The organism is Mesorhizobium sp. M1217 (assembly GCF_040318275.1).
GTDB lineage: Bacteria > Pseudomonadota > Alphaproteobacteria > Rhizobiales > Rhizobiaceae > Mesorhizobium.
In genome coordinates this window covers 13,752-28,633 of sequence record NZ_JAMYMA010000033.1, presented here as the reverse complement: position 1 = coordinate 28,633, position 14,882 = coordinate 13,752, and the positions used below count along the sequence as shown (strand labels likewise).

General features: G+C 59.4%; 10 protein-coding genes, 4 pseudogenes and 1 riboswitch. Of the genes and pseudogenes, 5 read left to right on the top strand and 9 right to left on the bottom strand.

The features are described 5' to 3' along the window. Positions 1–40 precede the first annotated feature (40 nt). The 3 genes from NKH37_RS32635 to NKH37_RS32625 are packed head-to-tail and all read left to right on the top strand — an operon-like array spanning position 41 to position 2,481. On the top strand, positions 41–1,273 hold the full coding sequence (locus NKH37_RS32635; protein WP_353042396.1) for a trans-sulfuration enzyme family protein: 1,233 nt from the start codon (positions 41–43) through the stop codon (positions 1,271–1,273). A 52-nt stretch (positions 1,274–1,325) separates the two neighbouring features. Next, a complete protein-coding gene (locus tag NKH37_RS32630) occupies positions 1,326–2,228 on the top strand; it encodes a dihydrodipicolinate synthase family protein (RefSeq protein ID WP_353042394.1) in 903 nt (300 codons plus the stop codon). 34 nt (positions 2,229–2,262) lie between these two features. Beyond that, the gene (locus tag NKH37_RS32625; protein ID WP_353042392.1) at positions 2,263–2,481 is read left to right on the top strand and encodes an FMN-binding negative transcriptional regulator; all 219 of its coding nucleotides are present in this window, start codon (positions 2,263–2,265) and stop codon (positions 2,479–2,481) included. 98 nt (positions 2,482–2,579) lie between these two features. On the opposite strand, the gene metE is transcribed toward NKH37_RS32625, so the two are convergent. From metE to NKH37_RS32605, 4 genes and pseudogenes are all read right to left on the bottom strand, one after another. After that, positions 2,580–4,925 carry a 5-methyltetrahydropteroyltriglutamate--homocysteine S-methyltransferase gene (metE, locus tag NKH37_RS32620; protein ID WP_353042390.1) on the bottom strand — a complete coding sequence of 782 codons (2,346 nt, stop codon included), beginning with the start codon at positions 4,923–4,925 and terminating at the stop codon, positions 2,580–2,582. 94 nt (positions 4,926–5,019) lie between these two features. Then, a riboswitch (cobalamin riboswitch) is annotated at positions 5,020–5,220 on the bottom strand. Between the two features lie 54 nt (positions 5,221–5,274). After that, entirely contained in the window at positions 5,275–5,721 is a 447-nt protein-coding gene (locus tag NKH37_RS32615) for a hypothetical protein (protein WP_353042388.1), read from the bottom strand. A 619-nt stretch (positions 5,722–6,340) separates the two neighbouring features. Then, the gene (locus tag NKH37_RS32610; RefSeq protein WP_353006914.1) at positions 6,341–7,174 is read right to left on the bottom strand and encodes a helix-turn-helix transcriptional regulator; all 834 of its coding nucleotides are present in this window, start codon (positions 7,172–7,174) and stop codon (positions 6,341–6,343) included. Between the two features lie 212 nt (positions 7,175–7,386). Next, a pseudogene (locus NKH37_RS32605) lies at positions 7,387–7,840 on the bottom strand (MFS transporter); the annotation flags it as partial. Positions 7,841–8,121: 281 nt separating this feature from the next. On the opposite strand from NKH37_RS32605, the gene NKH37_RS32600 reads away from it, so the two are divergent. Next, the gene (locus tag NKH37_RS32600; protein ID WP_245274818.1) at positions 8,122–8,799 is read left to right on the top strand and encodes a transposase; all 678 of its coding nucleotides are present in this window, start codon (positions 8,122–8,124) and stop codon (positions 8,797–8,799) included. Positions 8,800–8,831: 32 nt separating this feature from the next. Here NKH37_RS32600 and NKH37_RS32595 read toward each other — a convergent pair whose 3' ends face one another. From NKH37_RS32595 to glyA, 3 genes and pseudogenes are all read right to left on the bottom strand, one after another. Further along, positions 8,832–9,824 carry an adenosine kinase gene (locus NKH37_RS32595; RefSeq protein WP_353042386.1) on the bottom strand — a complete coding sequence of 331 codons (993 nt, stop codon included), beginning with the start codon at positions 9,822–9,824 and terminating at the stop codon, positions 8,832–8,834. Between the two features lie 106 nt (positions 9,825–9,930). Then, positions 9,931–11,106, bottom strand: coding sequence for a methionine adenosyltransferase (gene metK / locus NKH37_RS32590; protein WP_352542141.1), 1,176 nt, complete (start codon positions 11,104–11,106; stop codon positions 9,931–9,933). A 54-nt stretch (positions 11,107–11,160) separates the two neighbouring features. Next, positions 11,161–11,542: pseudogene (glyA, locus tag NKH37_RS32585) on the bottom strand (serine hydroxymethyltransferase); the annotation flags it as partial. A gap of 1,268 nt (positions 11,543–12,810) precedes the next feature. Here glyA and NKH37_RS32580 point away from each other — a divergent pair. Continuing rightward, a pseudogene (locus tag NKH37_RS32580) lies at positions 12,811–13,104 on the top strand (integrase core domain-containing protein); the annotation flags it as partial. Here the strand turns inward: NKH37_RS32580 and NKH37_RS32575 are convergent. Together NKH37_RS32575 and NKH37_RS32570 are read right to left on the bottom strand one after the other, a co-directional pair. Beyond that, on the bottom strand, positions 13,014–14,084 hold the full coding sequence (locus tag NKH37_RS32575; protein ID WP_353042384.1) for a type I restriction enzyme subunit R domain-containing protein: 1,071 nt from the start codon (positions 14,082–14,084) through the stop codon (positions 13,014–13,016). The pseudogene NKH37_RS32580 and the gene NKH37_RS32575 overlap by 91 nt on opposite strands. A gap of 31 nt (positions 14,085–14,115) precedes the next feature. Continuing rightward, positions 14,116–14,877 (bottom strand): annotated as a pseudogene (locus NKH37_RS32570) (HsdM family class I SAM-dependent methyltransferase). Positions 14,878–14,882 lie beyond the last annotated feature (5 nt).

Sequence of the window (14,882 nt, the reverse complement as noted above, 5' to 3'; positions counted from 1 at the left end):
GTCAATCTTTCGGAAACCCAAGAAAGATCTTAGAGGCCGAATGACCCGTTCCTATCAATCCGAAACCGATGCTCTCACGCGGTCGCTCAACGACACCGGTCCCGGATTCGCCACTCGGGCGATCCATCATGGCTACGATCCGGCCGGCTTTTCCAATGCCGTTCAGCCGCCAGTCTTCTTGACCTCGACCTATGGATTCGAAAGCGTGGCAGCGAACGAGGCCGCCGCCGCGCTTGGCGGAAGGCTCTATGCGCGCGAATACAATCCGACGACGGAGATCCTCGAGCAACGGCTCGCCAATCTGGAAGGAGCCGAGGCAGGTTTGGTCGTTGCCTCGGGGATGGCGGCTTTCGGCACACTGATCTTGTCGCTCCTGTCCCAAGGCGATGAACTCATCGTCCACAAGACGCTTTATGCGAACACGCTTGCCATGGTCGAACAGGCGGTCCCCCGCTTCGGCATCAAGGTCGTCGCGGTCGACCTGTCCGATCCTCACAATCTCGATGCCGCGATCACCGAGCGGACCCGGCTTGTTTTCTTCGAGACGCCGGTGAATCCGCTGAGCCGCATCTGCGACATCGCTGCCATTGCCGAGCGCGCCCACGCGCGCGGTGTAAAGGTTGCAGTCGACAGCACCTTCGCCTCCCCCGCGCTCCAGCGGCCGCTCGAACATGGGGCAGACCTCGTGCTCCACTCGCTGACCAAATACATCAATGGGCACGGCGATGCCCTTGGCGGGGCGATTCTCGGCGACGCGCAAACGCTCCGCACGCTCCACGAAACGGGCCTGCGCTACATCACCGGCGCAGCGCTCTCGCCCATGTCAGCCTTCCTGATCCTGCGCGGTCTGAAGACGCTCACGCTGCGCATGGAACGGCACAGCGCCACTGCCCTTGCGGTGGCTCAGGCGCTCGAGGCGCACCCGGCGGTGGCATGGGTGAGTTATCCCTTCCTCGACTCGCACCCTGATCAGGTGACGGCGCGAAAGCAGATGTCCCAAGGCTCGGGCATGTTGGCCTTTGGCCTCCACGCTGGGTTCGAGGGCGCGCGCCGGATGATGGACCGGCTCAACTTGATCACCCGGGCTGTCAGCCTCGGCGATGCCGACAGCCTCATCTATCATCCGGCAAGCCTGACCCGTGCTCGTCAGCCGATCCGCAAGGATGCCCATCTGGCCGATGGAGTCGGCGAGGACCTCATGCGTCTCTCGGTGGGTCTTGAAGAGGCCGATGACCTAATCGCCGACCTGCGGCGGGCTCTGGACGCCTTGTGATGACCTGTCGTCCGGCCAGTCCTGCGCTCACGCACAAACCTGGAGCCTTGCCATGGCATTCCTGAGCGGTCTTTCCGCGTTTCCCATCACGCCCGCCGATCGTGACGGCCGCGTCGATACCGTTGCTCTGCGCAGGCTGATTGCTCGGCTTGGCGCCGCTCAGGTCGACTCCATCGGTCTTCTCGGCAGCACCGGCACCTACATGTATCTGTCGCGCGAGGAACGGCGACGGACGCTCGCCGAGACCTTGGACGAAACCGGGGGACAAATGCCGGTCGTGGTGGGTGTGGGCGCGCTGCGCACCGACGAAGCAGTGAGGCTCGCGCAGGACGCTAAGGCCCTTGGGGCTGCCGCGGGGTTGCTTGCCGCCGCCTCTTACACCCCGCTCACTGATGACGAGGTGTTCGAACATTTCTCGACGGTGGCGTGCGAGAGCGGCCTGCCGATCGTCGTCTACGACAATCCAGGAACGACGCATTTCCATTTCACCCCAGCACTCGTCAGCCGCCTGGCAAAGGTAAGTGGGATTGTCGCTATCAAGAATCCGACAGACAAGGGCGATGCGATCAAGAGCCATCTGGCCGACCAGAGGCGCACTGTGCCGGAAGGGTTCTCGATCGGCTACAGCGGCGACTGGAACGCTGCAGAGGCCATAATCGCCGGCGCCGACACATGGTACAGCGTCCTCGCCGGCATCCTGCCCGAGGTCTGCGTGAAGATCGTCACGGCGGCGCAACAGGGCGATGCGGCCGAAGCGCGACGGATCGATGCCACGCTTGCGCCGCTCTGGAGCCTCTTCAAGGAGTTCTCGAGCCTTCGCGTCGTCTATGCACTTGCCGAATTGCTCGACATTTGCCGTGCCGACCCCCCGCGTCCCATCCTGCCTCTGCCCTCAGCAGCGAAGCGCCAGATCGCCGCCGCGTTGGAACGCTTGCCATCGGATGTCAACCGGTGAACAGCGAACCCGGCGGCCAGTGAAGGAACCTGTCATGTATGTACCCGCGCATTTCGATGAACCGAGCCGAAAAGTCCTTTACGAACTGATCGAGAACAGCGCACTTGGCATGCTGATAACCCATGGCCGGAGCGGTCTCGACGCCAATCACATCCCCTTCGAACTCGACACGTCACAGGGAGAAAACGGTTCCCTTTATTCCTGCGCGATTAGTACACGTGCCGAAGGAAAGTGCACTCTCTCGCTCGAGTGACTTATTTCAAAGGATGTGATCGCGTTTTGGCACATTCACGGCCCACATGCGGCAGCCGCTAACTCACCACATGGTGAGCAACCAGGAAACCTTCCGGCCTACACTTTCTCCCGGAGCGCGCGTGCTGCAGCAACCATGTTCATGAGGGCAGGGCGGACCTCCTCCCACTTGCGGGTTTTGAGGCCACAGTCCGGGTTTACCCACAGTTGGGCATCGGACAGTCGCTCGCGGGCAAGCATGACGAGATCCGAAATCTCGCCGACTTCCGGGACCCGTGGTGAGTGAATGTCGTAGACTCCGGGCCCGATTTCATTCGGATATTTGGAGCTCGTGAAGGCGTCCAGCAGTTCCATTTTCGAGCGCGACGTCTCAATCGAAATGACATCCGCATCCATTTCAGCGATCGCGTCGATGATCTCGTTGAACTCCGAATAGCACATGTGGGTATGGATTTGAGTCGCGTCCTTTACACCCGTTGAAGCGATCCGGAAGCATTCGACAGCCCAGTCGAGATAGTCGTTCCAATCAGACTGGCGCAGTGGCAATCCTTCGCGAAACGCGGCCTCATCGATCTGGATCATCCTTGCGCCGGACCATTCGAGATCCGTCACTTCGTCGCGGATGGCGAGCGCGATCTGGCGGCATGCTTCGGAGCGGGGTACGTCGTCGCGAACAAATGACCAGTTGAGAATGGTCACTGGGCCTGTGAGCATTCCCTTCACAGGGTTTTCCGTAAGCGACTGGGCGAACTGCCACCAGCGCAGCGTCATCGGATTGGGCCTCGATACGTCGCCGAAGATGATGGGGGGGCGCACGTAACGCGACCCATAGCTCTGCACCCAGGCATGCTGGGTGAAGGCGAAGCCGGACAGCTGCTCGCCGAAATGCTGTACCATGTCGTTTCGTTCGAACTCACCGTGCACCAGCACGTCCAGCCCGATCTCTTCCTGCCAGCGAATTGCAGCCTCGATCTCCTTCTTCAGGAAGGTCTCGTAGTCGACATAGCTCAGCTGGTCCTTCGCATGAGCGGCCCGCGCCCTGCGTACCTGCGGCGTCTGCGGGAAGGACCCGATGGTCGTCGTCGGGAACGGCGGCAGCCCGAGCGTGCCGGCCTGGACTCTGGAGCGCTCGGCAAAAGCGCTCTCTCGTCGCTTCATGCTGTCGTCAATGCTGGCGATCCGCCCCTCAACCAGCGGGTCATGGATCTTCGTGGATGTCACGCGAGTGGCGGCAGCCTCGGCAGACGCTTTCAACGCGCCTGCCACCGCATCCCTGCCTTGGGACAGGGCCCGGGCAAGCAACACCAACTCGTCGGTCTTCTGGGCCGCGAAGGCGAGCCACGACCTGATGTCCGCGTCGAGTTCCGTCTCCATGCGGAGGTCGATCGGCACATGCAGCATCGAGCAAGAAGGCGCGATCTCGACGCGGTCCAAGGGCCAGCCGGCGACGATCGGTTTGATGCGGTCGAGAATGGCGGGCAGGTTCGCACGCCAGATGTTGCGGCCATCGATCAAGCCAAGCGAGAGCACCAGATCCTTCGGTGCGAGCCGACCCACCGTTTCCAGCTGCTCGGGAGCGCGCACGAGATCAATATGCAGCCCGGCCAGGGGCAGAGAAACCGCGGTTTCGAGATTGTCTCGCAGCGGCCCGAAATAGGTAGCCAGCATGATCTTCAGCTCGGGCGCGGCTTTCGACAGCTGGCCATAGGCGAATTCGAACGCAGCTCGTTCGTTCGGGTTCAGATCGAGGACAAGCGCTGGCTCATCGATCTGCACCCAGTCGGCTCCAGACAGCTTCAGCCTCTGCAGGAGTTGCTCGTAGACGGGCAGCAGCCGCGGCAGGAGCGCGATGGGATCGAAGCCTTCGGCAGGCGATTTCGCCAGCTTGAGGAAGGTGATCGGTCCAAGGATGACTGGGCGTGTGTGAACGCCGAGAGCTTTAGCCTCGATGAAGTAATCGACCGGTTTCGTCGACGAGAGGGCGAACGTCTGATCATCGTTGAGTTCCGGCACAATGTAGTGATAGTTGGTGTCAAACCACTTGGTCATTTCCATCGCGGTTACATCAGACCGATGAGCCGCCTGCTGGTGACCAGCGTGTCGACAATCCTCCGTCTGACCCTGGTTGCCCCGCGCCATTGCGAAGTAGATGTCAAGTGGAACCTCGCCGCTATTCCAGCCGTAACGGGATGGAACGGCGCCGACCATGGCTGCGGTGTCGAGCACATGGTCGTAGAGCGAGAAGTCGTTCGACGGGATTTTCGACACGCCGCGATCGTGCTGCTCCTCCCAGCTAGCGGCACGGAGCGCCTTCGCGGTCGTGAGAAGGTCGGCAGCGGACGATTTTCCGGACCAGTAGCTTTCAAGCGCGAATTTCAGTTCTCGCCGACGACCGAAGCGCGGCACGCCGAGCGTTGCTACAGGAATTTGCTGAGAGACAGTCATGCATACCCCGATGGTTGGGGCGTCGGTGACAAGGAAGGCGCTAGCAGGCCGGCACGAACGCCAGGCTGCAGCGGCCATCGAGACACCCCGCCCGTGGACGTAATTCGCCGTGGCAGGTCTCCTGGCTCGCGGGGTCATAGCCTCTACCCGTCTTCCCAAGGCTATTCGCCTCAGTGACATGAGTGGGGTTGGCTCGCCGCTAACAGTTGCGGGGGCAGCGCCGGCATCGCACCGGCTTCCCTCTTAGCTCCGCTGCGGCAGCGCCGTACGGAGAACCACGACACGGAAGACAATTACCGCAGTTCGCTTCTTTGTCAACGCCGCATAAAGAAATGTTTATGTCGTTATGTTAAATTTCCGTTGGCATGTTGCCAAAGGTCGCCTTGAAAGCGAAACTATGGAAGCCTTGAGCGGCCGGTAAATCAAAGCAATAACGCACAGCGGTCCAGGAGGATAGGAGTTCGTCGGCTGCCGGCGGCAAACTACCGGCAAGCGCCGTGGTGCTGCTTCCCGCATCATGCGAACGCCACCTCGGTGTCGAACTTCGGCTCCGAGCTTCCGACCGCTTCGTTGGTGATCTGCTCGCGACCACATCCGGCTCAATGGCGAGGCTGTTGCCCATGTGGAAACTGTTGGCCGTGATGCCCTCGGTGATACGACAGAACGATTTCGAGGGGAGCACCCCGAGGCCCGGCGCAGCGGCCTGTTGCGAAGTGATCGAGGCCAATGTCTCGAACTGCTTGTTCGCAGCCCACCGGCTCAAGGTAACCCGGCTCAAACCACCGGGCCAGCTCAAGTCCTGTCCAAATGAGGCCTGAGCGGCAAATCGTCGTGCACGCGCACGGTTTGGCGTTCGATCTTGTGATGGGTCTTGGGCGGACAATCGCCACGGTGCAGCGCGCAGAAGCGGTTCCCCAATTGGAAGCCGAGGGCGGTGAGGGCAAGCCAGCGCCACCGCGGAGGGGGACTTGGACCTGTTTGCCCTGCTGGACCACAAGTTCGCGACACAGGGCCTCAAGGAGAAGACCAAGAGTGATTATGCGCGGGACCTCGCCAAATCATCAAAAGCAGCGGGCAGTCAAAGTTCGGCGCCGATTGACATGGAGATAGCCATCGCGGCGACCCCCAGGCGGACCGCAAGCCGGAATACAACCGGGTGCAGGCGGCCAAGCTCGTCCACAAGATGGCGTCGGGCACATACCGACGATGGGGAGAGCGGACCGTGGAGTGCAGGAACTTCACGCCTATCCACGCTCCCGTGGACGTGTCCTGCGGCACATCGGCAGCGATATTGAGGAGGCAGTTGAGCTTCTGGTCGAGCACTCTTACCTGCCACTACCTACGCTTCACTTCATCTCGCACTGAAAACGCAGCACGCAAGGTCGAGATGTAACATGTGGCCTTCGTGGATGATTCTAAGCTTCCTCGGGCGCGGTCAATCTGTGATAACGGTCGCTTGGAACCTCCATCACCGCGACGCGATCAAGGTTGGCGTATCGCGCTCGGTAGTAACCTTCTTCCTCCACTTCGGCGAAACTACACTGGGGAACGTCAAACGTCGCAGCTTCCAATCCGAAGAAAGTCGTAGTGGTTTCTTCATCCAAGAAGTTCCACTCATCTTCTCCGTCGTCATACGTGACGCGAACATAGGAGGCCATGCGCACGGCTTCCTGATCACCCATCTCTGCGATGATGGCATCGCATTCTTTCTTCAGCTTTCCTGAAACCTCACCCTTATCCCAGTCATCCAAAGCCCGATAGATTTCTGGATGATAATACTCTGGCATCTCCTCTACATCGTCACCGATAAGCTCAATGGTGCGGACATATTGCGGATTGATCAAGAGTATTTTGTTGTCAAGACTCCAACAATACAGCCATGGCCTGCTTGTGCTATTTCTACGAAGATTATGAAGTTCCTTCAACTGATGTAAAATCGATTCACGCGCCTTTTCATCGATAGGATATTGGCGGCTGCCAACAGTCGTCTTGATTCTGAGCGTGCCGTATCGCGTTTCGGCATCGGCAATTGCAAACGGGCTCGTGCGCCACTCCTCGACATCAATCTTCCAGCCCAGCAGCTCCTCGACTGTGCATTTCAACGTGAGACAAAGGTCCTTGATCTGCTCGACGTTCAACTGCGTTTTGCCTGTTTCCCAACGGGCCACAGTCTGTTGCGTCGTTGCCATCTGCTCTGCCAAATCTTTTTGAGTCATGCCCAGTCGAACCCTAAGTTCTTTCATGTTCATAACTCACCTCGCGTGTGCAATACACGCATTGTGGATGAATTAATCTAACACGTCAAGCGTGTTCAAAAATCGCAGCATGTGTTTTTAGGGCGTCTTCGAGGCTCCGACAGCCGTTCGTGACCACTTGCCCAAGACACAGGGCTGGTACACAGCACGAATGGGCGATCAAAAATTACTGCTGAAATTCAGATAATTATTGTGGGCGAGTCTGGATCTCTCTGATCGACACGATAGTCGACCATCACCATGATCGGACCGCTTCGTGGCCGCAGGTCAAGTTGCAGCGTCGGTTCGCTGAACTTGTTGGTCGGATCCAGATTGAGCGTTTCAAAATCCGGCTGACGCAGAAGGATGCCCATCAGTCCCCCAATCACAAGAACCATGCTGGCGGACGAGCAAGGCTCCCGAAACACCTTGGACATCCGCCAGTTCGCCCCAAAGCCAGCTTCCCGCCGCCATGCCGCCGAGGGAGAAGATCATGTAGGGGAGGGTGGTCGATGACTGGACGAGCGCCACCATTCCATGGGAGGTGGCGATGCTCGTCATCAGCCAAGCTGCCGCCACACCTTCCACCAGGGTGCCAAGGTTCGAAACGAGTGCAGCCGACCATAGCGAACGGAAGGTCTTGTGCTGAAAAGGAACGAGTGAAGATGTTCTCTTCGCCATTGTGGGAAGCTTCGGGATCCACCGCGGGGCTGGATTTGGTTCGCCTCGCTCAACCATGGCCTCGCCAAGCTGCCACAGTGGCGCGCCTGCTAACCCAGAAAACTTGGCGGCCTTGCAGGCATGCGCAGGACGCGCGAAGCCGCTCAAATCTCCCCAGATGGGTCAGCCATCGAAGACCGGCATCACTTGCCCGTTGAGCGGCTATACGATAATGCTCCGCGCTAAGCAGGAAGCGCCAAAAATTCGAGCGGCGACTTCATTCTCCTATTCAGGAAGGAACTATGAGGCGGCAGACGCGACCATTCACCGTGGAAGTCAAACAAAAGCGCAATTATCAAAAATCCGCACGTTCCATCTGGGGCAATTTCGACATCGCCGCGGCGATGGCCGAGACAACAAAGGAAGTCGAGCCGTTAAATCGTCAGCTTGTTGACTCTACTGTAGTGGCCCTTGATGCTGAACCTTTGCAAAAACCGCGAGTGGAGCATTTCATGGCCAACCCCCTGGAAACCGAGTCAGCAGTAGTTCCTAGCGCACCGGCAGACAAAGCGGAAACGCCAAAACCGAAGACGAGAGCGCGGCGGTCGAGGAAGCCAGAAGCTGAGGCGAGCGCGCCTGCCCGCAAGGAGGGCGCCAAGCCGATATCCGCGACCACTGAAGCACCGCCGTCAGCGCGAACAGGCCGAAAGAGCTACTCCGCGAAGGATCGTGCCCAGAAGCTGGCGCAAATCGAGACCTCAATTGGCGGCGGCGCTACTCTCAAGAGCGCGGTGAAGCAAGCCGGCATCTCGGAACAGACATATTATCTTTGGAAGAAGGCGGCGGCGCCGGCGGCGGACAGTGACGGGCTGAAGGATCTCGTCGCGCTCGAGGAAGAAAACAAGCGGCTAAAGAGCCTGCTTGCCGATCGTCTCCGCAAGGAGAATGCGGAACTGAAGAAAAGGCTCGGGCTGGATTAAGGAGAGTGGGCAGCTGGTTCTTGGCTCGCCACCTACAGTAATCCCGCCTGCTCCGCCTCTCGGCGCAGATTCTGCCCTGGCCTTGGGCCTATCTGCTGGATGACCAGCCCGGCCGCCAGCGAGCCGAGATCGCCGCACTGCTTCAGGCTGCGGCCTTGCGTGTAGCCGTAGAGGAAGCCGGCGGCGTAGAGGTCGCCGGCGCCGGTGGTGTCGACCAGCTCGCGGATCCTGGTCGCCTCGATGGTGACGGTCTCGTCGCCGCGCACGATCACCGAGCCCTTTTCCGAGCGGGTGACGGCGGCGATCTTGCAGTCCTTGCGGATCCGCGCCAGCGCTTCGTCGAATGACGCGGTCTGGTAGAGCGACTTGATCTCGTGGCTGTTGGCAAAGACGATGTCGACGGTGCCCGAGCGCATCAGGTCGAGGAATTCGTCGCGGTAGCGGTCGACGCAGAACGAGTCCGACAATGTCATCGACACTTCGCGCCCGGCGGCATGGGCGAACTTCGCCGTCTGCCGGAACGCTTCCTTGGCGCGCGGCGGGTCCCACAGATAGCCCTCGAAATAGGTGACGGCGGCGCCCGACGCCTTGTCGGCCTCAACATCCTCCGGGCCGAGCTCGACGCAGGCGCCGAGATAGGTGTTCATCGAGCGCTCGCCGTCCGGCGTGACGAAGATCATCGAGCGCGCCGTCGGCGGTTCGCCATCGAGCGGCCTGGTGTCGAAGGGGACGCCCTGGGCATGCATGTCATGCGCGTAGATTTCGCCGAGCGCGTCGTTGGAGACCTTGCCGAAGAAAGCGGCGCGACCGCCGAAGGAGGCGACGCCCGCCGCCGTGTTGCCCGCGCTGCCGCCCGAGGCTTCAATGGCCGGGCCCATGCGGCTGTAGAGCAGTTCGGCGCGCCTCGTGTCGATCAAATTCATCGCGCCCTTGATGATGCCGTTGGTCTCCAGGAACGCCTCGTCGCACTGGGCGATGATGTCGACGATGGCATTTCCGATACAAAGCACGTCATAGTCCGGCATCAATTCATGTCTCCGCCAAAAACCCACCGGCTTTCTGCCATGCCGGGGCGCGGGCGGGTCTGGCCAGTGGGAATGGGCTTTGCGCTTGCCAATTCGGCGCCAGCCCTCACGGGGCGGCAAGTCCTGCCTCGCGACGCAATTCGTCGGCCCTGTCTGTCTTCTCCCAGGTGAAATCAGGCTCTTCACGGCCGAAATGGCCATAGGTCGCGGTCTTGCGGTATATAGGGCGTAAGAGATCAAGCATCTTGATAATGCCCTTCGGTCTGAGATCGAACAACTCAAGAATGAGGCGCTCGATCCTTCTTTCCTCTACCCTCGCTGTTCCGAACGTGTTGACCATGACAGAAACCGGACTGGCCACGCCGATTGCGTAAGCAAGCTGCACCTCGCAGACGTCCGCAAGTCCGCTAGCGACGATATTCTTTGCGACATACCGGGCCGCATAGGCAGCTGAGCGGTCAACCTTGGACGGGTCCTTGCCCGAAAAGGCGCCGCCGCCGTGACGACCCATCCCACCATAGGAATCGACGATGATCTTGCGTCCAGTGAGACCGCAGTCGCCGCGCGGCCCGCCGACTACGAACCTCCCCGTCGGGTTGACCAGAATTCTGATGCCTTCCGTCTCCAGGTGGGTCGGCAGGACAGGCTTTATGATTTCCTCAATGACGCCCTCGCGGACCGTCTCTTGCGAGACCTGCTCGTCATGTTGGGTCGATACGACGATGGTATCCAGGGCGACCGGGCGCAACCCCTCATAGCGCACTGAGACTTGGGATTTCATGTCAGGACGCAACCAGCCAAGCTGTCGTGCTTTCCGGACATCTGCCTGTTGTTTCGTCAAGCGATGAGCGAGCTGGATCGGCAAAGGCATCAGAGTATCGGTTTCGCGGCATGCGTAGCCGAACATGAGGCCCTGATCTCCCGCTCCCTGTTGGAGGTCCTGCCCTCGTCCCTCGTCAACGCCCTGGCTGATGTCGGGCGACTGCTCGGTGAGTGCATGAACGACGGAGCAACGCCGGCCGTCAAAGCCGACGGCCTCGTTGTCGTATCCAATATCGAGAATCGTATCGCGCGCAACTTGGCTATAATCCACCTGCGCATCGCTGGTAATCTCGCCAGCCAGAACGACCATCCCTGATTTTACCAACGCTTCACAGGCGACGCGCGCCTTGGGATCGGTGCGGAGGATGGCATCGAGGATGGCATCCGAGATGTTGTCGGCCAACTTATCCGGGTGTCCCGCGCCAACCGATTCGGAAGAGAACACGAACTGCCTAGCCATGAAATGCCTCGCTTCGGGTGTTGGAGTTGTATGGGGCATTTTGCTTAGCCCACCTTACCTGTCGGTGAGGCCCGGGACCTCGAACGCAGCGCACAAGTCGGCAACGTCTCTTCGCACGCAGGCATGGAGATCTTCGTCTTCTGGCGCGCCGGAGGACGGAGTCCATGAAGCCAGCAATTTGCACGGTTTCCACATCGCGCAAGCCCATTGACGTCACTGCTGGCGCCCGCAGGCGAATTCCGCTTGTGACCTCAGGATGGCGCGGGTCCCCCGGCACCATATTAAAGTTCGTAATGATGCCTGCCTTCGCTAACCGCTCGGCATAGGCCTTGCCTGATAGTGGTCGATCGCGAAGATCAAGGATCAGCATGTGATTGTCAGTGCCCCCGGTGACCAGGTCATAACCTCGGTCCAGAAGCGCGTGGGCCAGAGGCCGCCAAGCGAGACCGTCCGCAAGTGTCGGGCGGCGCGATGGCGCCGTCGGCGGAGTTGTCCATGGTGGTTTCGCGCTCCAATTGGATCTATTTCACGGTCAAGCATGCGATCCCCTTCGACGGCGCGTCTTGTGTCGCTTCGAGCCGTTGAAGGTCTCGTTTGTGATAGTCATCGCCGTGGGGCAGGAGATCAACCAACAACTGAACCAGCCCGCCGTCCTTACCTGCTGCTTTGAGATGGTACGAGCACCACGGGCGTTGTTCGTTGCAGTAAAGAAAGTCGGCTCTGGCCAGTAGCCGGACGTGTCGTACAACGTGCTCACGACGCAGACCCAAATCTCCGCTAGCTGGCAGACAGTTAGGTCCGCGTGCGCGCAAAGACCTAGGATTCGAAGGCGATCTAAATGCGCTGCCGTCCGTAGGCGACTGACCAGTGTCAGCATTGGTCAGGACCAAGCCACTTGGAAAGCCTGGGCACTCGTCCTACTGAATTTGTCATTTCGCGTTCTCCACAGATGTTGCGGCTTTCGAACCAAATTATATGGTTGATTGTCCACCGACCGGACAATGTCGGTGGCCGTGAAGATACTGTTTTGAGCCGATATGGCTGTGTCGAACAAACAAGATGGGCGCTCTTCTTGCCATTGCCTTTAGCCGAAATTGCACGCAGTTCGGCGGGTCGGAGAATAAGCGGCGCTACGGTTTGGACCCCACTGACCTCAGACGTTGCAATAAGCCTACCATTCACAGCGAACCGGAGTTGCTAAGAGTCAATGAATTTCCTTGAAAGATCTGTTGCAACGTTTGCCCGGCCCGCTCGTGCTCCCGGTTTGCAGCGGTCAATCTCGAGCAGACTGACCGTGATGCAAAGATGACAAAGAAGGTTGCCTTTCAATCCGATCTTCTTCCGGCGCCAAGGGATACGGCCTGTCCCCTTGTAGTAAAGCGTAGTGAGAAGATTCCATGTGCGGTCAGCTTGATCCTGGATTTTACGCTCGCTGGACTGCTTCGCGGGGAATGGTGACCCTATCGTCCAGCACGTCCTCCCAAACGAGCTGAGCTCAAGGAGGCTCATGCCGTCGAATGGTGAGATTTTGCGGGGCTCATCGGCTTTGAAATATGTGTCGATTAAGTGCCGCATATCAGCCTCGTAGGCCTTCAGATCGAGGCTTTCGTTGCTGGCCAGACGCACAGTGTCCCGCGCATTCAGGTAATGCTCGACCTGTTTCTTGATGCGGGCAAGGTGGGCGTTGTTGTAGCCTGCGGCATCAAAGGCTCGGAGTTCGTCTCCCGCGACCTCGACCTGTGGGCCTACACCAGGGGCGTCACGCTCGACTTCTCGCGACCGGGAAAGCCAACGGACAACGCTTACATCGAAGCCTTCAACGGCCGCTTCAGGGCGGAATGTTTGAACGCCCACTGGTTCCTGACGCTTGCCGACGCGGCCGAAAAGTTGGAGGATTGGCGCAGATACTACAACGAGGTGCGCCCCCATGGCGCAATCGGGCACAAGGTTCCGATCTCGTTGATCAATCCCGATGGCGCCGTCAGCCCGCCATCGTGAAACAGCCGGAAAACTCCACCTTCCGGCGGTCCAAAGAATGGTATCGGATCAAAACCCGCCGAGGCTCTAACTGCAGCCGGATGAAAATTCAGTGGCAGGTCACCATTCATCCGCGATATTAGCATACGCCCGCAGCAGCCCGCGGTTGCCTTGTACAGGGCCGCGCGCTGAGGTTCGCGCTCTTTAAGGTCTGACGCGATTTCGGTGTTGCCGCAGGAGAAGTGGATGTATTCCAGTTCTCCTTTCGGCGGCTCCACACGCTCGCAAAGCAGGACAATGCGTTCCAGGGCTTGATCGAGACGTTCTTTTCCTTTTTTCAGACGGTCCTTGAGCAGCACATCCGGAGCCGGCCCGTCGTCGGAATGATCAAGTTCCGACGTATAGACGGCGATCGCACTCTCAACCTTCTTGAACAGGCCCTTGTAGGCGACGATACAACCGAAATCCTTGTCCTCGCCGTCAAGCCGATTGGTCCGGCAAATCGCTTGGAACAGGCCGTGGTCCTGCATAGACGTGTCTATGTAGACATAGGTGCAGGGTGGCGCATCGAAAGCTGTGAGCAGCTTGTCGATGACCACCAGCAGCTTCATGTTCGCCGGCTCCTTGGTGAAAAGAGCCTTGGCCGCCTCCTCGTACACCTCGGTTTTGGACAAACCGCCCTTGGCCTCAACGCCCTTCAGCAACTCGGTGTAGGTGTTGTAAATGACCTGCCGGTCGGTATCGGTGTTGGCGCCCGTCTCTTCCTTTGTGATGTCCTGCGCATTCGGATTGTACGATTGGATCAGGGCGCACTTGTTGCGGAACGGGATCTTTTGAAAAAGCTCGAAGTGCTTGCAGGCTTCGTAGATGCTGGAGGCCACGAGAATTGCGTTGCCGCGTTGGCTTGACAGGCGGGGCTTCACGCTGAAATCGAAGACGTGCCGCTGACGACACGATCCTTGCGGGATCGCGAGCTGAGCACGTTTTACATCGTGCCCCATTTCTTTTTTAGCTCATCCCTTTGCCAGTCATTCAGGGCCTTGGTTTTGGCATCGAACCACTGATCAATTTGTCCTCTGAACCCAGGCGCTGGTCGATATCGCGTGCTTCATAAAAAACGAGGTCGAGAACGACTTCGTCCTCCACCGCCTCGCTGAATTTGTAGGTGTGGATGATGTATCCCTTGCGCACAAGGTTGCGCCGGAGTTCGGCTTCGGCGTTGCCGCGGAAGAGAACGCCGTGCGGCAGAATGCAGGCGCCCTTACCGGCGCTCTTCAGCGACCGGACGATGTGTAGCAGATAGGCGTAATCGCCCTGCTTGGCGGGCGGTACGCCGAAACGACTTAAAGCGATCAGCTCATCATGAAGCGGGTCAAGCCCGGTGCTCCAGCGCTTGTCGCTGAAGGGCGGATTGGCGACGACGTAATCAAAGGTCTTGAGCGCATCGCCGTCGCGGAATTTGGGATCGGTGAGGGTGTTGCCCTGCATGATCATCGCGGTGGGTGCGTTGTGCAGGATCATGTTCATGCGCGCGAGACCGCTGGTGGCCGAATCCTTCTCCTGCCCGTAGAGCGTGACATTGGTCCCGGCCTCGTCGGCCACTTTCAGCAGCAGCGATCCCGATCCGCAGGTCGGGTCCTAGACGGTGGTGTCGCCGCTGGTCTTGGCGGACCGAATGCCGATGATCTGCGCCATGATGCGGCTGACTTCGGCGGGGGTGTAGAACTGGCCTTTGCTCTTTCCGCTCTCAGTCGCGAAATGGCGCATCAGATATTCGTCGGCATCGCCGAGAATGTCGT